The sequence below is a fragment of the Streptomyces sp. NRRL F-525 genome (assembly GCF_000716605.1).
Taxonomy (GTDB): domain Bacteria; phylum Actinomycetota; class Actinomycetes; order Streptomycetales; family Streptomycetaceae; genus Streptomyces.
The window spans coordinates 108,194-126,617 of the sequence record NZ_JNXE01000033.1 but is presented as its reverse complement, the minus strand read 5'-3'; the positions used below and the strand labels follow the sequence as shown (position 1 = coordinate 126,617).

Here is an 18,424-nt window from a genome sequence, read left to right as displayed (position 1 = left end):
AGCATGTCCGGCAAGAACAGCCCGCAGCACCAGGCAGCGACGGGCGGGGCGGAGCCCACTCCGGCCCCGGACACCACCGCGGGCGGCGCCCCCGAGACCGAGGCGGCGGCCCTCCCGCCGACCAGCGGCGAGACGACGGCCGCCGGCACCGGCGCCCCGGAGACCGCGGCGAAGGCGGAAGCGGCCCTCACGCCTCCCGCGCAGCCCGCCGCGGCGGCCCAACTCCCGACCGCGGAAGCCGCCGTAGGCACCGACGAGGGAGCCACCCCCGAAGCCACCCCCGAAGCCACCCCCGAAGCCACCCCCGAAGCCGCACCCGAAGCCGCACCCGACACCCACGCCGACCCCGACCCGGGCCCCGAAGCCCTGGCCGGAGCGGCGGCGGCCGAATCCGGCGCCGGTTCGGGCACCGGTGAAGGCACCGCCGCCGCGGCCCCCGCCTTCGGCCGTCCCTCCCGAGGTCTGCTCGCCGGAGCCGCGATAGCCGGCGCGCTGCTGATCGGCGTGCCGTTCCTGGTGTCGGGCCTGCTCGGCAAGTCGAGTTCGGACAGCAAGCCGTCGGACCAAGTGGCCGACGCCGGAACGGTGTTGAACGGAGCGACGACGGACAGCGGCGCGGGCGCCTACGGTTCGGCCAGCCCGGACCCGACCTCGCCGAAGGCGACCCCCTCGCACCCGAGCGGCGGCAAGAACAACAAGGTGAAGAGCGGCGCGGGAGCGGCGGCCGCCGGTGCCGGTTCCGGTGCCGGAGTGATCGCGGGCAGTTCCGCCGAGGCCCCCAAGAAGGCGTCCTCCGGCGGTAGTTCGAAGAAGACCACCACGACCAAGGTCACCGCCACCAAGACGGTGGTCGCCGCCCCCGGCACCACCATCTACAGCCACGCCTCCAACAAGTGCATCGAGATGGTGGGTCACAAGGGCGCCGACGGTTCACCGCTGCAGATCAACAGCTGCACCGGCAAGAACTGGCAGAAGTGGGACTTCCGTTCGGACGGCACGATCCGCTCCATGGGCCTGTGCATGGACGTCGCCTGGGGCTCCTCGGCGAACGGCGCGGTCATCCAGATCGCGGTGTGCAGCGGCAACCCGGCCCAGCAGTTCCGCCTCAACTCCAGCAACGACCTGGTCAATCCGCAGGCCAACAAGTGCGTGGACGTCAAGGACCAGGGAACCGCCAACGGCACCCGGCTCCAGCTCTGGGACTGCAACGGCCAGGACAACCAGAAGTGGAGCACCCGCTGAACACGGCGGTGCCGCCGCACCCGAAAGGCACGGCGGCACCCCGGACATCCGCGACCTGCCCTAGATGTCCCGGAAGATCTCGATCTGCGCCCCGATCGAGTTGAGCCGCTCCGCCAGATCCTCGTAACCGCGGTTGATGACATACACGTTGCGCAGGACGGACGTGCCCTCCGCCGCCATCATCGCCAGCAGGACGACCACGGCGGGCCGCAGCGCCGGCGGGCACATCATCTCGGCGGCCCGCCAGCGGGTCGGGCCCTCGACCAACACCCGGTGCGGGTCGAGGAGTTGGAGCCGGCCGCCGAGGCGGTTGAGGTCCGTGAGGTAGATCGCGCGGTTGTCGTAGACCCAGTCGTGGATGAGGGTCTGGCCCTGCGCGACCGCCGCGATCGCCGCGAAGAACGGCACGTTGTCGATGTTCAGGCCGGGGAACGGCATCGGGTGGATCTTGTCGATCGGCGCCTCCAGCTTGGAGGGCCGGACCGTGAGGTCCACCAGGCGCGTACGGCCGTTGTCCGCGACGTACTCGGGTGTGCGGTCGTGGTCGAGGCCCATCTCCTCCAGGACCGCGAGCTCGATCTCCAGGAACTCGATGGGCACCCGGCGGACCGTCAGCTCCGACTCGGTGACGACGGCGGCGGCCAGCAGGCTCATCGCCTCGACCGGGTCCTCGGAGGGGGAGTAGTCCACGTCGACGTCGATGGTCGGCACGCCGTGCACGGTGAGCGTGGTGGTGCCGATGCCCTCGACCTTGACGCCCAGCGCCTCCAGGAAGAAGCACAGGTCCTGGACCATGTAGTTGGAGGACGCGTTGCGGATGACCGTGACGCTCTCGTGGCGGGCGGCGGCCAGCAGCGCGTTCTCGGTGACGGTGTCGCCGCGCTCGGTCAGCACGATCGGCCGGTCGGGGGAGACGGCCCGGTCGACCTGCGCGTGGTACAGCCCCTCGGTCGCGGCGATGTCCAGGCCGAACCGGCGCAGCGCGATCATGTGCGGCTCGATCGTGCGCGTACCGAGGTCGCAACCGCCCGCGTACGGCAGCTTGAAGCTGTCCATGCGGTGCAGCAGCGGGCCGAGGAACATGATGATCGAGCGGGTCCGGCGGGCGGCCTCCGCGTCGATCGACTCCATCTCCAGCTCGGCCGGCGGCACGATCTCCAGGTCGACACCGTCGTTGATCCAGCGGGTGCGGACGCCGATCGAGCCGAGTACCTCCAGAAGGCGGTACACCTCCTCGATCCGCGCGACCCGGCGCAGCACTGTGCGCCCCTTGTTGAGGAGCGAGGCGCACAGCAGTGCCACGCACGCGTTCTTGCTGGTCTTCACATCGATCGCGCCGGACAGCCGGCGCCCGCCGACCACCCTCAGATGCATCGGACCGGCGTAGCCCAGAGAGACGATCTCGCTGTCCAGGGCTTCACCGATTCGAGCGATCATCTCAAGGCTGATGTTTTGGTTGCCGCGCTCGATGCGATTGACGGCGCTCTGACTGGTGCCGAGCGCCTCGGCGAGCTGCGTCTGTGTCCAGCCCCGATGTTGCCGGGCGTCACGGATGAGCTTGCCGATACGTACGAGGTAGTCGTCTGCCATGAGGCCGAGGTTATCTCAGATATGAGATGGCGCCTCCTGGGGGGTCCATTCGGGTGACGACCGGTCAGCGGCGCTGCCCGTTGCCGTCAGTCGTCCTTCTTCGTGCGCGTCTTGCGCCATCCGAACGGCCCGGGCAGGTTCATCGATGTCGTACGGCGCCCCGAGGTGCTGCGCGTGTAGCGCGGGCCGCGCTTGCCCCCTGTCGTGAACGACAAGGACCCCTTGTTGATGTTCAGCCGAAGCCAGGGAAGGACCCGGAAGCTCTTACGGAACGTGAGCGGCATACCCGCCCCCTTTCGTCTGGCACCGGGTACCCCGAAGTCGGCCAATCATCCGAGGAAGAACGGGAGTTGCTCACTCCTCCCCGTTGTCCTCTAGCTGGAAGTGCCAGACGACGGCGACCGGCGAGTCGTCCAGGGCGGCGGCGGACGCCTCGGGATCCCAGTGCAGGAGGTCCCAGGACATCCAGGTCGGCAGCGGGTCCGGGGCGGCGCCGGGATCGAGGGAGCGCCGCGGTCGGCGGGGCTCTTCGCACTGCCGCACCCGGAAGCCGAGGGGGAGGGCGGCCGAGAGGTACGCGCTGAGCGGGCGGTGGTACTCGGTGAGCAGGGTCGGGCGGCCGTCCGGGCCGGGGCGCCGGGGAAGGGTGGGCCTGAGATAGGACGACATGACGTGCGCGTCCGAGATCACGAGATGCCCGCCGGGCCGCAGCACCCGCGCGAACTCGGCCAGTGCGACGGCCAGTTCGGGCACGTGTGTGAGCGCGAGCGCGCAGACGACGGTGTCGACGGCGTTGTCTGCAAGCGGCAGTCGACGCAGATCGGCCTGGCGGAGATCGACGTCCGGCAGCCGCTCCCGTGCCCGCGCGAGCATCTCCGGCGAGGCGTCGCAGCCGATCACGCGATGGCCGAGCCGGTGCAGATGGGCGGTGTGCCGACCGGTGCCGCACGCGGCGTCCAGTGCGGTGCCGACCGGCAGGCCGTCCAGGATGCGCTGGACGACGGGCTGCTCGATGTCGATCATCTGGTTGCCGGGGTCGTCGTAGTACGGCGCCCAGTCCTGATAGACGTCGGCGGTACTGATCGCGCCGGGGACCGCCGTGACGCCCTCGGCAAGCTCCGGGCTCTCCACCAGCCTGCGGATCTCGGCCGTCCGGGCCTCGACGAACGCCTGGTCGGCGCTCCCTTCCCTGAAGCCGCGCAGCAGGGCGGCGCCCTCAAGTCCCAGCAGATACCCGAGCGGGCTCAGATAGGTCACTCCGGGGACGGTACGGGCGGTCGGCGCGTCGGCTCCAGCGGTTTTCGCGGAGCCGGACGCGGAGCCGTCGTACGTGTGCCAACACCCCTTCGGCCCGCCGTAGTTGATTGACTGTCTGCCATGACCTCACCAGCGTTCGAGACCGCCACCCCCGACCGGACCGCCTACCTCGACCGGGTCGCCGCGACCGACCTGGGCCGTTCCTACAAGGGGCGCATGCTCGACGAACTCGACATCCGTCCGGGCCAGACGGCGCTCGACCTGGGCTGCGGCCCCGGCACGGATCTCGCCTCGCTCGCCCGGGCCGTCACCGCGACAGGCACGGTGATCGGTGTCGACCACGACCGGGCCACGGTCGACACCGCGCGGGAGCGCACCGCCGACCAGTCCACCGTCAGCGTGCGGCTCGGTGACCTCCACGACCTCCCGCTGCCGGACGGCACCGCCGACCGCGCCCGCACCGACCGGGTCCTGCAGCATGTCGCCGACCCCGCTCAGGCGCTCCGCGAGATTCACCGGGTGCTGCGGCCTGGCGGGCGGCTCGTCATGGGGGAGCCGGACTGGGACACCCTGGCCGTCGACCATCCGGACAGCGACCTCTCGCGCGCCTACACCCGGTTCGTCGCGGACGAGGTCGTCCGCAACGCCCGTATCGGCAGGGAGCTCCCCCGGCTGGCGGCAGCGGCCGGATTCGCGGTGCCCGCGGTCATCCCTGTCACTCCCGTGTTCCGGGACGCCGAGGCGGCCGACAGGATCCTCGGGCTGGAGCGGACGACCCGGCGTGCCGTCGCCGCCGGACACCTCACGGAGGATGGGGCGGGGCGCTGGCTGGACCACCTCTCCACCGGGCCCTTCCTCGCGGCGGTGACGTTCTACCTCGTCGTGGCCGAGCGGTCGTAGCCGCCGATCCGGCCGAGAGGGGCCGCCGGGAACGGCTCCGGGCGGGTCCGGGCATGACCAGTCCGCCCCCATGTACTAGAGTTATCTCGACATCGAGATATCTGCCGAGGTGCACCGCAGCCGCACACTCCGCCGATCCAGTAGTAAGGCTTGCCTAACTTAGCCTTACCTTAGCGGATCGGCCAAGACGTCGTAGCGGCAGGATGCGGTGGGAACGCGCACATCAATGAAGGAGACTGTCGTGTCGGCGAACAGCTTCGACGCCCGCAGCACGCTGCAGGTGGGCGACGAGTCGTACGAGATCTTCCGCCTGGACAAGGTGGAGGGCTCGGCCCGGCTCCCCTACAGCCTTAAGGTCCTGCTGGAGAATCTGCTCCGCACCGAGGACGGCGCGAACATCACCGCCGACCACATCCGCGCCCTCGGCACCTGGGACTCGCAGGCCCAGCCGTCGCAGGAGATCCAGTTCACGCCCGCCCGTGTGATCATGCAGGACTTCACCGGCGTGCCCTGCGTGGTGGACCTCGCGACCATGCGTGAGGCCGTGAAGGAGCTGGGCGGCGACCCGGCGAAGATCAACCCCCTCGCGCCGGCCGAGCTGGTCATCGACCACTCCGTCATCGCGGACAAGTTCGGCACCCACGAGGCGTTCGCGCAGAACGTCGAGCTGGAGTACGGCCGCAACCGCGAGCGCTACCAGTTCCTGCGCTGGGGCCAGACCGCGTTCGACGAGTTCAAGGTCGTCCCGCCGGGCACCGGCATCGTCCACCAGGTCAACATCGAGCACCTGGCCCGCACCGTCATGGTCCGCAACGGCCAGGCGTACCCCGACACCCTGGTCGGCACCGACTCGCACACCACCATGGTCAACGGCCTCGGTGTGCTGGGCTGGGGCGTCGGCGGCATCGAGGCCGAGGCCGCGATGCTCGGCCAGCCGGTCTCGATGCTCATCCCGCGCGTCGTCGGCTTCAAGCTCACGGGCGAGCTGACCCCGGGCACCACCGCCACCGACCTGGTCCTCACGATCACCGAGATGCTGCGCAAGCACGGCGTCGTCGGCAAGTTCGTCGAGTTCTACGGCGAGGGCGTCGCCGCCACCTCCCTCGCGAACCGCGCCACCATCGGCAACATGTCGCCGGAGTTCGGTTCCACCGCCGCGATCTTCCCGATCGACGACGAGACCCTGAAGTACCTGCGCCTGACCGGCCGTGACGAGCAGCAGGTCGCGCTCGTCGAGGCGTACGCCAAGGAGCAGGGCCTCTGGCTCGACCCGGCCGCCGAGCCCGACTTCTCCGAGAAGCTGGAGCTGGACCTCGCCACGGTCGTCCCCTCGATCGCAGGCCCGAAGCGCCCGCAGGACCGCATCGTCCTCGCGAACGCCTCCGAGCAGTTCAAGAGCGACGTACGCAACTACGTCTCGGACGACGACGAGGCGGGCAAGGAGTCCTTCCCGGCCTCCGACTCCCCGGCCGCCAGCAACGGCGTCCCGTCGAACCCGGTCACGGTGACCGCCCCCGACGGCTCGACCTACGAGCTGGACCACGGCGCGGTGACGGTCGCGGCCATCACCTCCTGCACCAACACCTCGAACCCGTACGTCATGGTCGCCGCCGCGCTCGTCGCGAAGAAGGCCGTGGAGAAGGGCCTGACCCGCAAGCCGTGGGTCAAGACGACCCTCGCCCCGGGCTCCAAGGTCGTCACCGACTACTTCGACAAGGCCGGGCTCACCCCCTACCTCGACAAGGTCGGCTTCAACCTCGTCGGCTACGGCTGCACCACCTGCATCGGCAACTCGGGCCCGCTGCCCGAGGAGGTCTCCAAGGCCGTCAACGACCATGACCTGGCCGTGACGTCGGTGCTCTCCGGCAACCGCAACTTCGAGGGCCGGATCAACCCGGACGTCAAGATGAACTACCTGGCGTCCCCGCCGCTGGTCGTCGCGTACGCCCTCGCCGGCTCCATGAAGGTGGACATCACCAAGGACGCGCTCGGCGTCGACCAGGACGGCAAGCCGGTCTACCTGGAAGACATCTGGCCGACCGAGGCCGAGGTCAACGACGTCGTCGCGAACTCCATCGGCGAGGACATGTTCAACAAGTCCTACGCCGACGTCTTCGCGGGCGACGCCCAGTGGCAGGCGCTGCCCATCCCGGAGGGCAACACCTTCGAGTGGGACGCGCAGTCGACCTACGTGCGCAAGCCCCCGTACTTCGAGGGCATGACGATGGAGACCACCCCGGTCTCGGACATCGCCGGCGCCCGCGTCCTGGCCAAGCTCGGCGACTCGGTCACCACCGACCACATCTCGCCCGCCGGTGCCATCAAGGCCGACACCCCGGCCGGCAAGTACCTCACCGAGCACGGCATCGAGCGGCGTGACTTCAACTCCTACGGCTCGCGCCGAGGCAACCACGAGGTCATGATCCGCGGCACCTTCGCCAACATCCGCCTGCGCAACCAGGTCGCGCCGGGCACCGAAGGCGGCTTCACCCGCGACTTCACGCAGGCCGACGCCCCCGTCTCCTTCATCTACGACGCCTCGCGCAACTACATCGAGCAGGGCATCCCGCTGGTCATCCTGGCCGGCAAGGAGTACGGCTCCGGCTCGTCCCGCGACTGGGCCGCCAAGGGCACCGCGCTCCTCGGCGTCAAGGCCGTCATCGCCGAGTCCTACGAGCGCATCCACCGCTCGAACCTCATCGGCATGGGCGTCGTCCCGCTCCAGTACCCGGCGGGCCAGACCGCCGAGTCCCTCGGTCTGACCGGCGAGGAGTCCTTCTCCGTCGCCGGCATCACCGAGCTGAACGACGGCACCACCCCGAGCACGGTCAAGGTCACCACCGACACCGGCGTGGAGTTCGACGCGGTCGTCCGCATCGACACCCCCGGCGAGGCCGACTACTACCGCAACGGCGGCATCCTCCAGTACGTCCTGCGCAACCTGATCCGCAACTAGCGGCTCCGGTACGGCAGTTGAGGGCCGCATCCCCGGTGACGGGGGTGCGGCCCTTCGCCGTTGTGCTACAGCCAGCCCCGCTGCGCCGCCCGCAGCCCGAGCTGGAAGCGGCTCGCCGCCCCGAGCCGTTCCTGAAGGTCGCTCACCCGCCGCCGCAGCGTGCGCAGGCTGACCCCCAGATGGCGGGCGACCGCCTCGTCCTTCAGCCCGGCCGCCAGCAGCCGCGTCAACGCCTGCTCGTCCTCGGTGAGTTCGCCGTTCCCCGCGGGCCGGCCGAGCGGAGTCGCCTGCTGCCAGGCCAGCTCGAAGAGCTTCTGCAGGGCCTCGGTCACCGCCGAGTGCCATACGACGACGGCGCAGTAGCCGCCCGCCTCGGACGAGGTCAGCGGGAGCAGGGCCCGACGCCCGTCGACCACCAGCAGTTTGAGGGGCACGGACGGCAACACCCGGGCCTGCTCGCCGAGTTCGACCATGTTCCAGGCACGGGACAGGGCGTTCGTATCCTCCAGGGCGGTCGCCGCGTAGATGCCGCGCGAGACGATCCCGCGCTTGAGCAGATCGGCCTGGAGGTCCACCTGCGGTGCGGGCGGGGCCAGGTAGGGCGGGGTGTCGAACAGACACACCTCGTGCTCCGCGCGGGCGTACATCTCCTCCAGGCGGGCCGCGATGGCACCCTCGCCGGAGGCGACCTCGATCAGCCGGGACGGCTCCTCGCGCAGCAGCCCCGCCTCGTACGCGGTGGCCATCTCCTCGGCGGTGGCGGCGACCAGTTCGGACTCGGTCTCGCGCCGCCGGATCAGCGCACGGACCGCCACCCGCGGGTCGACCGCCCGTAACCCGCCCATGGAGTCCGGCGGTTGGAGCAGTCCCAGCGCGAGCAGCCGGTTGCAGGCCTCGCGCAGCTCGGCCGGTGTCGTCCCGGTCAGCAGCGCCCAGCCGCCCGCTCCGGCGTCGGGCTGCTGGAGGATCGCCCGGTACACCAGCTCGTCGAAGGCGGAGACCCCCACCGCTGCCCAAGGGCTCGCGGCAGGGGTCTGCCGTACAGGATCCTGTGCCGTGTTCACCATGGCTCGCCACGGTAGGGGTTCTTTGTTAAGAATCCTTACAGTGGCTCGACCCATCCGATCACTTCAGGCTCACTTCGGGCTCACTTCAGGCCGAACGCCCGCAGTACGGTCTGGTCGACCGCGTTGCCGTCACGGTCGGCGGCCCGCACGCGCAGCGACACCGACGCGGCGCCCTTCGCGGGCCTGAACCGCGCCTCGCCCTTCTCGACACGCACCGCCTTCCAGGACGCGCCGTCGTCGTAGGAGACCCAGGCCTTCAGACTGCTCGCCCGGACGCTCCCCGACTGGTTCGCGACCGGCAGCCCCACCGTCAACTCCCGCCCGCCGTCGGCCTGGTTGAGGAGGTCGAGGCCTTTCGGGGCGATGCCGACGGTGAGCAGCGGCAGTGCGGTCGCGGTGTCGGTGTGCGCCGAGGCGAAGGTCCACTCGGTGTGCGTGCTCGTGGAGTACTTCGCCCAGGCCGCCTTGCGCTGCACGTCCAGATCGAAGCGGTACGAGGCCTTCGCCGCCGGGATGTCGAAGACGCCGTACCCGCCGGACGTGGAGTCGTCGACGAACTGCCCGTCCGCGTAGAGCCCGCCCTGCGCCGTGCTGTCGACGCCGTCGACAGATCCGTAGTGGCCCGGCGTGGAGTCGGTCAACTCCGGTATCGAGAAGGTGAGTTCGTCACCGGTGCGTTCCGAGAGCCCGTACTCCTCGCTGCTTCCGGGCCGGACGACCTGGCGCAGCCAGTCCTCGGTGGGTTCGGTGGCCGCCTCGGTGAAGGTCCGCAGCGGGCTCCACTCGCCCTTGTAGGCCTTCCAGTTGGGATAGACGACATGCCAGGTGCGGGTGTCCGGGTCGACGTAGTAGTACTCGTCGCGTTCCGTGCCCAGCTGTGTGGACACGCTGGTGTCGATGCCGAAGAGCTGCCAGGGGCGGAAGGTGTACAGGGTGTCCGCTCCCATCTCGCCGGCCGTGGCACCGTAGTAACGGGCCTTCCGTTTCACCGTGTTGGAGCTGTCCAGACGGTAGGTCTGGTCCGCGCTGATGGCGCCGCTCTGCGCGGCGAGCAGGTTGTAGACGTAGGGACTGACCGGTGTGCCGCTCAGCTTCAGCGTGACCTTCCTGCCGGTCTTCAGCAGGGCGGCCAGCCCGGCGCCCTGCTCGCCGGTGGCGATCATCAGCGGGACGGTGGTCGCCCGGTCCACGGCCTCGATCCAGAAACCGGGCGTCTTGCGGTAGGCGATGAGGTAACCCGCCCCGGCCTCGGTCGCGTTGTCCAGGGCGCTCTGCGCCCGCTCGGTGGCGCCGAGCCCGACCACCGCCACCTTGCCCCTGACGTCGAGCCCCGCGAAGTCGGCCGCGGTACCGCCGCCCGCGTCCACCGCCTGCACGGTGTGGTCACCGCTGATCTTCAACGGGAAGTCGTTGTACGTCTGGGAGTAGTAGAGCGACGACAGCGAGGTCTTCTCCGGGCCGGTGACGCTCGCCGTCAACTCCTTCGCGTACAGCCGGAACTTGGCGGAGAACTCCAGGGTCCCCACGGTCACCCGCGGGGTCGGCGCCACGTAGACGTGATCGGTCCAGAAGCCCTGGCTGTAGGTGAGCCCCCAGGCGCTGCCCGGCCCCTCGCGGTGCCAGTTGGTGCTGAAGCCCCGGAACTCGGAGTCCTGCTTGGTCTTCGGCTTGATCTCCACCGCCTTGCGGGCGTCGAGGACGACCGCGGTGTCGCCGTCGACCTTGATCTCGGGGTTGCCGACGACCGAGGTGCCCACGGCCAGGCCGCTCCCGTCCCGGTCCGGGATCCAGGTCGCGATGGAGTAGATACCGGCCGGCACCTGCCAGGTCGCGCCGGTGCCGAGGAAGCCGTACTCGTCGGGGTAGGCGCCGTTCAGCTCCTGGAGCGTGTAGAGCGACGCCCCGGTGGAGGTGTTGCCCTCGCGGTCCACGATCGAGACCTTGAGGCTGTAGGTCTTCGGCGCCTTCTCGAAGCCGACGCCCGTGGTGACCTGGACACCGCCGTCGGCGGTCGCGGTGACATGGCCCGTGTACCGGCCCTCGGTCAGCTGCGCCGGGTCGACGCCGACGGAGACGGTGGCGGTGCCCCGCGCGGGCACGGTCACCGAACCGGCGCTCAGGGCGAGGTCGGCGAGCGACGACGAGAGCTTCAACTCCACCGGACTGTCAATGGTGTTGGTGTACGTGATGTCCTTGCTGACGACGCCCGTGTCGCCGTCCTCGAACCTGCCGAAGCTCAGCGCCGAGGTCGCGAAGACGTCCTGCTCGACCGCCCGTACGGCGTCGACCCGGCCGTCGCCCTGCTCGAACACGGAGTCGTCGGCGTTCGTCTTCGCCGTACTGGCCAGCGCCTCCTTGATCTGCTCGCCGGTCCAGTCCGGATGCGCCTGCACCACCAGCGCGGCGGTGCCCGCCACATGCGGCGTCGCCATCGAAGTGCCGCTCGCCGTCGTGTAGTTGTCGTCGACCGGCGTGCCCATGCTGGTGCCGGCCGCGCGGGCCGCGGTGATGTTCACGCCCGGCGCGGTGATCTCCGGCTTGACCGCGTAGTCGCCGGGGCGCGGACCGCGGCTGGAGAACGAGGCCAGCTTGTCCGACTTGTCGACCGCGCCCACCGTCAGCGCCGAGTCGGCGATGCCCGGGGTGCCCACGGTCTGCTCGCCCGGCCCCGCGTTGCCGGCCGCGATCACGAACAACGCGCCGGTGGACGCGGACAGTTGGTCGACGGTCTCGCTGAGCACGTCCGAGGGGCCGTACGCCGTACCGCCCAACGACATCGAGACGATCTTCGCGCCGGAGTTCGCGGCCCACTCCATGCCCGCGATGATCCAGGAGGCCTGGCCGCTGCCCGTGTTGTCGAGCACCTTGCCGACCAGCAGCCGCGCGCCCGGCGCCACCCCCTTGTACCGGCCGCCCGAGGCCGCGCCCGAGCCGACGATCGTGGACGCCACATGGGTGCCGTGGCCGAAGCCGTCCTGAATCGTCTCGTCCGGTACGAAGCTCTCCGAGCCGGCGATCTTCCCGGCCAGGTCCGGGTGCCCGGTGTCCACGCCCGTGTCCAGGACCGCGACCTCGACGCCCGTGCCGTCGTAGCCCGCCTTCCACACCTCAGGTGCGCCGATCTGCGGCACGCTCACGTCGAGGGACGCCTTCACCTTGGCGTCCAGCCAGATCTTGTCGATGCCGTCGCCGAGTTGCTTCGCCGCCTTCGCGGTGGGCGCGGTGCCCAGGGCCGGGGCGATGTCCGACCAGAAGGCCGTGGACTTCTTCGCGCTGAGCGCGGCGCCGTCGATCCCGGGCAGCGCCAGCGTCCGGCGCGTGCCCTCGGGGGTCTCGGCGCCCTTGCTGTACGTCGCGATGACGGGCGTGGTGCCGGTCTTCGCGTCGGTGTAGCCCTGCTTGACGAGCTGGGTGATGTTGAAGAGGGCGGGGTCGAGACGGCCCGCCTTGATGAGCGGGACGGCGTCCGCCGGCAGGACGCTGATCTCGCCGTTCTTCTCGCTGGACAGGAAGGTCGCGGCCTCGCGGCCCTTGCCTCGCCGCACGTCGACGGCGTTCTTGCCGTCCGGTCCTGCGGTGAGGGTCACGGTGTCGCCGGTGATGAGGGTGACGGTCTGCGGTGGGGCGGTGCTCGGGCCCGTGAGGTGGGTGGAGACCGTGGAACCGGCGGCTGTCGCGGGCGTGATGGCCCCCGCGAGCAGTCCGGCCATTCCGGCCACGGCCCACAGGGCGTGGAGTCTTCGCATGGGTGGACATCCTCCCCTGAACGCGGAAACGCTTCCGCACGGTGAGCGGAAGCCAGTCATCAGAGTGAGTGCGGGGTCTACGGCGGCTCAAGGGAATCAGGTGGCACAAGAGTGCCAACGCCCGCTTCGGCCAAGGAAGTTGGCGAAGCGGCTGGTCGGCGGGCCCGGTCGGCGCGGGTCGCCTGCCCGTGTCCTCCCGCCCGTTCGCACGGCTGTGGCTCAGGTGGAACACAGGATTCCCCCAGCAGGCCGGGACAGAATCGGGACATGACTGGCACATCGGGGTCCCGAAGCAGCCGAGTACGCGTGCTCATCGTCGACGACGAGCCCGCGCTCACCGAGCTGCTCTCCGTCGCGGTCACCGAGGCCGGCTGGCGGCCCTATCCCGCGCCGGACGGGCAGAGCGCGCTGCGGATCGCCCGGGCCTGCGCCCCGCACGCCGTCGTCCTCGACGGCATGCTTCCCGACCTCGACGGCGTCCAGGTGCTGCGCAGACTCCGGTACGAGAACCCCCGGCTGCCCGTCCTCATGCTCACCGCCCGCGACGCGATCGAGCACCGCCTCGACGGCCTCGAAGCGGGCGCCGACGACTACGTCACCAAGCCCTTCTCCCTGGAGGAGGTCGTGCTGCGGCTGCGCGGACTGCTGCGCCGGGCGGGCGGCGAACGCACCCCGGCCGACGACTCCGTACGCGTCCTCGGCGACCTCGTCCTGACCGGCGAGACCCGTGAGGTGCGCCGCGCCGGTGAGCCGGTCCAGCTCACCGCCAAGGAGTTCGACCTGCTCACCCTGTTCCTCGACCACCCCCGCCAGGTGCTGAGCAAGGCCCAGATCCTCGACCAGGTGTGGAGCAGCTGCTTCGACGGCGGCGGCAACCTCGTCGAGGTCTACATCTCCAGCCTCCGCCGCAAGATAGACCGCGGCCGCGCCCCGATGATCCACACCGTGCGCGGCATGGGATACGCCCTACGGCCCGTGGAGGACGCCAGATGAACCTCCGTACCCGCAACCGGGGCCGCCTGCACGGCCGTTCGCTGCGCACCCGCCTCCTCCTCTTCATCAGCGCCGCCCTCGTCGTCGTGTGCGCCGCGATGGCCCTCACCACCGTGTTCGTCCAACGCGCCTATCTGCTGGGCAATTTGGACGACCGGGTCGGCAACGCCGCCGAACGCAGCCTGGGCGGCGCCCAGCACCACCCGGACTTCGACGGCGACCTCGGGTTCCTCATGGAGAACGGCCACGCCGTCGGGACGCTCGCCGCACGGTTCGACGACAAGGGCACGATCATCGCCGCGGCCGTCGTCAGGCAGGACGCCCCGCCCCAGAACCTCACCGCCGCCCAGCGCGCGGCCCTCGCGGGCGTCACCGCCGACAGCGCGATGCACACCAGGACCGTGCCCGGCCTCGGCACCTACCGGCTCACGGCCCTCGACAGCGATGGCGTCCGGGTCCTCACCGGCCTCCCGATGGACGACGTGCAGGGCATGATCAGCGGCATGGTGGCGGTCGAGGCGGGCGTCGCCCTCGCCGGACTGACCGCGGCGGGCTGCCTGTGCGCGGTCGTCATCCGACGGCAGCTACGGCCGCTGGGCCGGGTCGCCGCCACCGCCGTCGAGGTCTCCCGCTCGCAGCTCGGCCACGGCGAGGTCACCGCCCTCACCCGGGTCCCCGAGCGGGACACCGACCCCGGCAGCGAGGCCGGCCAGGTCGGCGCCGCGCTCAACCGCATGATCGACCACGTCGAGTCCTCGCTCGCCGAACGCCAGCGCAGCGAGGAGCAGATGCGCCGCAGCGAGGAACGCATGCGCCGCTTCCTCGCCGATGCCAGCCACGAACTCCGCACCCCGCTGGCCTCCATCGCGGGCTACGCCGAGCTGATGAACCGCGGCACCGACCGCATCGAACCGGGCCTCGCCTGGCGCCGGGTCACCGCGGAGTCGGCACGCATGACGGGCCTGGTGGAGGACCTCCTGCTGCTCGCCCGGCTCGATGAGGGCCGGCCGCTGCAGTCCGCCGAGGTGGACCTCGCGGCGCTGCTCGCCGAGGCGGTGTGGGACGCGCGAGCGGCCGGCACCGGCCACGACTGGCAGCTCCAACTCTCCCTGGACGCCCCGGCGTTGGTCATCGGCGACGAGGCCCGCCTGCACCAGGTGCTGGCCAACCTGCTGGCCAACGCCCGGATGCACACACCTGTCGGTACGACGGTCACGGCGAGCGTCGAGGCCACCGCCGACCGCACCGTCGTCATCCGGGTCCGTGACGACGGCCCCGGCATCCCCCCGGCCCTCCTCCCCACGGTCTTCGAACGCTTCACCCGCGCCGACGCCTCCCGCGCCCGGGCGGGCGGCAAGGAGGGCGGCTCCGGCCTCGGCCTGGCCATCGCGACGGCGATCACCGGCGCCCACGGCGGCCGTATCGACGTGACCAGCGTCCCGGGCCGCACGGAGTTCACCATCGAACTCCCGGCCGCCGCCACCGAACTCCCGCCCGCGGAACCGGCGATGCGCGCCCGCACGGCACCGGTCTAGAGAAGCACCGGGCACCGGACGGACGCGCGTCGCCGTCGTCGCCGCAGACCTACGGCGTGGTCGTGAACGAGTCGAAGTCGGCCTCGCCGGTGGTGCCCGAGGCGTGCGAGGTCTGGGTCAGGCCGACGTCCTGGGTGGCCGCGGCGGTCGGAACGTCGATCGTCCCGACCAGGTTCCAGGTGGCGTTGTCGGTCGAGTAATAGCCGCTGTACGACGTGCCGTCACGGACGAGCTTCAGCCACGAAGGGTAGGCGGCGGTACCGGCGGAATCCTGCGAGTCGAGCTTTCCGTCGCCGTCGCTGTCCCAGTCGAGGAGGTAGCCGTTGCCCGGGGTCGCGACGAGGGCCACGTACCCGGGGGAGGTGTTGGGCTGGGTGATGTCGTTGCGGACCATGATCCCGGCCTTCGCCCAAACGTCGGTGTCCGACTGCGAGTTGAGCTTCACGGTCGTAACCGAACCGTCGTGCTCGGCACCCGGCAGATAGATCGACCCGTACTCGTTCGTGCCGTTGTACAGGTCCGCACCCTGCGCCCGGATGCCGAGTTGGCTGCCGGACTCGCTGAAGCTCGCGGTGGTGGACGCGAACGTCCGGTAAGGGGCGGTGACTTGGTGGTTGACGGTGATCGTGTCACCGGCGGTCAGCCGGGTCCTCCCCGCCGACCGGAAGCGGTAACTCGCCGTCCCCTGGAAGTCGTTGGAGGCGAAGAGCTTCGCCGAGGGCGGGATGGACGCGGAGTAGACGGCCTTCAACGCATGCCCGCCACGAACCGCCCGGGCCCGCGTGACCGAGCGAGTGGTGATCTTCGTGCCAGCCGGCCCGGTCAGGGTCAGATCGGCATCGGTGATCGACCGCGACCCGTTGTCGGACAGGACGGCGGTCACGGTACGGGTGGTGCTGTCGCTGGGCGCAGGTGCCCAGTCGAGCCCGAACGAGACGTCCGGAGCCGCGCCGGTCACCGTGCGGTGGGTGGCGTGGACCCGGTAGAGAACCACACCGTGCGCGGGCACATTGGCGGCGATCCGGCCGGAGGACTCGGTGAGTCGGTGGCTCCAGAGATCCCGCAGGGCGTAGTCGCGCGCCCCGCGTAGCCCCAACGCGCCCGCGGTCGTGGCGACTTCACGGGGAGCCGGCCCGGTGTTGAACAGACCGACCACGACATCCCCGTCGCCCTCGGTCTTGGCGAACACCTGCGAGTTGGTGTCCGAGGAGATCCGCTTGGCGTCGATGCCGTCCTGATCGACGCCGAGGACGTCGGTGTTCTTCAACAAAGCCAGGTCGGCCGGGTCGAGACGGGTCAGATCGGTGCCGAGGATGAGCGGAGAGGCGGCCAGCGACCACAGACTCATCTGCGTCCTGCGCTCGTCGGGAGTGAGGCCGTTGTTCGCGCCGTTCCCGATCTCCAGGGAGTCGTAGTCGTTGTAACCGCCGGGCCCGCCGTACGGTGCCCAGGCCGCGACCTGGTCGAAGCGGGAGGCGATGGAGGCCCAGGTGGTCAGGGGGTAACTGCTGTCGTCAGGACCGCAGTAGCACTCGATGTCGCCGCCGGTGCGCCAGCCGTTGGAGAGCTTCTTCCAGGTGGCCGCGTTGTTGATGTCGAGGTTGTTGGACAGCTCCAGATGGATCGGCCGCCCGGTGTGATGCAGGGCGTCCGACCAGGCCTGGACGTCCTGTTGGTCGGACGTGCCGACACCGTCGATCTTCAGGTAGTCGATACCCCACCCGGCGAACTGACCGGCCCACGAGTCGATGAACGTCTGCGCGCCGGGCTTGGTGTAGTCGATGCCGACCATGCCGCCGCAGTTGTAGTTGCTCTCCGTCGCCGTGGTGGCGATGTCCCGCGCGTGGTACGGCGATCCCTCGATCGCGGTGTTCTTGGCGACGGCCTGCTGGGAGATGCCGGGAGTGACGTAGAGCCCGAACTTCAGCCCCAGGGAGTGCACATAGTCGGCCACGACCTGGACGCCGTTCTCACCGCCGCGCGGCGGGAACTTGACGGGGTCGGTGACCCAGCGGCCGTACTGGTCGACGTCCGGCCCCTGGCTGCCCGGGCACTGGTACCAGAAGTCGTCGACGTTGGCGTAGACGAAGCCGTTTTTCGCCAGCCCGCTGGTCTTGAGGGCCTTCGCCTGCGCCTCGATGGTCCGCGCGGTCGGATCGCGCCGCACAAAGCTCCAACTGCTCCACCCCAGCACGGGTTTGAGCCCGACACCGTTGTCATCGGCTCGCGCGGAATGGCCGCCGGTCGCGGTGATCCCCATGGTGAGCAGCAGCGCTCCGGTGAACGCGGCCAGTGCACCGCGGATCTGTCTTCTCATGAGCTGTTCCTCCATCGCAACGCTCACCCGACTCAGAAACCGTCAAGAACCAACCCCGTGGACGCGACAAGTGAACAGGACCGAACGCCAGTCACCACATGGCGCGGTTGGCCAAAACTGGGTCAAGAGACGGGGATCTGGCACCGACTGATCGCCGTGCATAGGGTTCCCCCCGCATGAACGACGAGATCACGGCCGTGATCGGCCACCAGTTGTACTCGTTCGACGGTCGTGTACTGGAGATCTTCGGCAACCATCCCAAACGCTTCCACGTCCGGTACCTGCGCCTGAGCGTCACCGGCCCCGACCGGAAGGGGAGTCGGACCGTGGAGATCGACGCCCTGGGGGCGCGCTCCACCATGAACTACACCGCCGCGGAGTGGGAGCAGGCCCCCGGCCCGGCAACACTCCTGAAAGCGGTGCGGACAGCCATCGACGCCAACCCGAATCCCTGGCGCGGGTAAGCCGAACCGGCTCGTGATCACGGCGAATACCGCACGGCTCTCAACCTCGCGCAGGCGGCCTTCGGTGATCACCAGGTCTATGCGGCGCGGGAGCGACTCGCCCTGTCGGGCCGTGAGCAGGTCGTGGCCGTCGCGGACACGGCGTTCAACCGGCTGAAGACGTTCCGCGACGGCGAACCACGCCTGGGCACGGATGTCTCCAACTGGCCTTCCCCCACGCGGGGTTCAACGGGACAAGCCTCCGGCTCCCGAACGAGCCGCCCCGAGACCCACCCCGAACCCGAACACCCTCGCCTCCCGAACAACCCCGCCCCAAGCGCTACTTCGCACGCCCCCGCCGTTTACAGCCACCCCAGT

General features: G+C 70.1%; 12 protein-coding genes. 6 read left to right on the top strand and 6 right to left on the bottom strand.

Annotated features, from left to right (window positions below):
- Positions 1–3 precede the first annotated feature (3 nt).
- Positions 4–1,242, top strand: coding sequence for an RICIN domain-containing protein (locus tag OO69_RS35800; protein WP_033285060.1), 1,239 nt, complete (start codon positions 4–6; stop codon positions 1,240–1,242).
- Between the two features lie 60 nt (positions 1,243–1,302).
- Here the strand turns inward: OO69_RS35800 and OO69_RS35795 are convergent, their stop codons facing one another.
- From OO69_RS35795 to OO69_RS35785, 3 genes are all read right to left on the bottom strand, one after another.
- On the bottom strand, positions 1,303–2,832 hold the full coding sequence (locus tag OO69_RS35795; RefSeq protein ID WP_033285059.1) for a helix-turn-helix domain-containing protein: 1,530 nt from the start codon (positions 2,830–2,832) through the stop codon (positions 1,303–1,305).
- A gap of 86 nt (positions 2,833–2,918) precedes the next feature.
- Positions 2,919–3,116, bottom strand: a complete 198-nt coding sequence (locus OO69_RS35790; RefSeq protein ID WP_033285058.1) for a DUF4236 domain-containing protein — start codon at positions 3,114–3,116, stop codon at positions 2,919–2,921.
- Positions 3,117–3,186: 70 nt separating this feature from the next.
- On the bottom strand, positions 3,187–4,089 hold the full coding sequence (locus OO69_RS35785) for a class I SAM-dependent methyltransferase (protein WP_033285057.1): 903 nt from the start codon (positions 4,087–4,089) through the stop codon (positions 3,187–3,189).
- A 120-nt stretch (positions 4,090–4,209) separates the two neighbouring features.
- On the opposite strand from OO69_RS35785, the gene OO69_RS35780 reads away from it, so the two are divergent.
- The gene (locus tag OO69_RS35780; protein WP_033285056.1) at positions 4,210–4,989 is read left to right on the top strand and encodes a methyltransferase domain-containing protein; all 780 of its coding nucleotides are present in this window, start codon (positions 4,210–4,212) and stop codon (positions 4,987–4,989) included.
- Positions 4,990–5,230: 241 nt separating this feature from the next.
- Positions 5,231–7,945: an aconitate hydratase AcnA gene (acnA, locus tag OO69_RS35775; protein WP_033285104.1), complete on the top strand. Its 2,715-nt coding sequence runs from the start codon at positions 5,231–5,233 to the stop codon at positions 7,943–7,945.
- Positions 7,946–8,010: 65 nt separating this feature from the next.
- Here acnA and OO69_RS35770 read toward each other — a convergent pair whose 3' ends face one another.
- Positions 8,011–9,012, bottom strand: coding sequence for a helix-turn-helix transcriptional regulator (locus tag OO69_RS35770; protein ID WP_033285055.1), 1,002 nt, complete (start codon positions 9,010–9,012; stop codon positions 8,011–8,013).
- Positions 9,013–9,092: 80 nt separating this feature from the next.
- Positions 9,093–12,758, bottom strand: a complete 3,666-nt coding sequence (locus OO69_RS35765; protein WP_051801433.1) for a S8 family serine peptidase — start codon at positions 12,756–12,758, stop codon at positions 9,093–9,095.
- A 267-nt stretch (positions 12,759–13,025) separates the two neighbouring features.
- Between OO69_RS35765 and OO69_RS35760 the strand changes: the two genes are divergently transcribed.
- Together OO69_RS35760 and OO69_RS35755 are read left to right on the top strand one after the other, a co-directional pair.
- Positions 13,026–13,751: a response regulator transcription factor gene (locus OO69_RS35760; protein WP_033285054.1), complete on the top strand. Its 726-nt coding sequence runs from the start codon at positions 13,026–13,028 to the stop codon at positions 13,749–13,751.
- Positions 13,748–15,286 carry a sensor histidine kinase gene (locus tag OO69_RS35755; RefSeq protein ID WP_033285053.1) on the top strand — a complete coding sequence of 513 codons (1,539 nt, stop codon included), beginning with the start codon at positions 13,748–13,750 and terminating at the stop codon, positions 15,284–15,286. Before OO69_RS35760 ends, OO69_RS35755 begins: the two co-directional genes overlap by 4 nt.
- Positions 15,287–15,335: 49 nt before the next feature.
- On the opposite strand, the gene OO69_RS35750 is transcribed toward OO69_RS35755, so the two are convergent.
- On the bottom strand, positions 15,336–17,603 hold the full coding sequence (locus OO69_RS35750; RefSeq protein ID WP_234444615.1) for a glycoside hydrolase family 27 protein: 2,268 nt from the start codon (positions 17,601–17,603) through the stop codon (positions 15,336–15,338).
- 176 nt (positions 17,604–17,779) lie between these two features.
- Here OO69_RS35750 and OO69_RS35745 point away from each other — a divergent pair, with 176 nt between their 5' ends.
- A complete protein-coding gene (locus OO69_RS35745; RefSeq protein WP_033285051.1) occupies positions 17,780–18,067 on the top strand; it encodes a hypothetical protein in 288 nt (95 codons plus the stop codon).
- The last annotated feature ends 357 nt before the right edge of the window (positions 18,068–18,424 follow it).

Excerpts from the sequence above, each read along its gene's own strand:
- OO69_RS35800 (WP_033285060.1), top strand. The coding sequence starts at position 4 with ATGTCCGGCAAGAACAGCCCGCAGCACCAGGCAGCGACGGGCGGGGCG.
- OO69_RS35795 (WP_033285059.1), bottom strand. The coding sequence starts at position 2,832 with ATGGCAGACGACTACCTCGTACGTATCGGCAAGCTCATCCGTGACGCC.
- OO69_RS35790 (WP_033285058.1), bottom strand. The coding sequence starts at position 3,116 with ATGCCGCTCACGTTCCGTAAGAGCTTCCGGGTCCTTCCCTGGCTTCGG.
- OO69_RS35780 (WP_033285056.1), top strand. The coding sequence starts at position 4,210 with ATGACCTCACCAGCGTTCGAGACCGCCACCCCCGACCGGACCGCCTAC.
- OO69_RS35770 (WP_033285055.1), bottom strand. The coding sequence starts at position 9,012 with ATGGTGAACACGGCACAGGATCCTGTACGGCAGACCCCTGCCGCGAGC.
- OO69_RS35765 (WP_051801433.1), bottom strand. The coding sequence starts at position 12,758 with ATGCGAAGACTCCACGCCCTGTGGGCCGTGGCCGGAATGGCCGGACTG.
- OO69_RS35760 (WP_033285054.1), top strand. The coding sequence starts at position 13,026 with ATGACTGGCACATCGGGGTCCCGAAGCAGCCGAGTACGCGTGCTCATC.
- OO69_RS35755 (WP_033285053.1), top strand. The coding sequence starts at position 13,748 with ATGAACCTCCGTACCCGCAACCGGGGCCGCCTGCACGGCCGTTCGCTG.
- OO69_RS35750 (WP_234444615.1), bottom strand. The coding sequence starts at position 17,603 with ATGAGAAGACAGATCCGCGGTGCACTGGCCGCGTTCACCGGAGCGCTG.
- OO69_RS35745 (WP_033285051.1), top strand. The coding sequence starts at position 17,780 with ATGAACGACGAGATCACGGCCGTGATCGGCCACCAGTTGTACTCGTTC.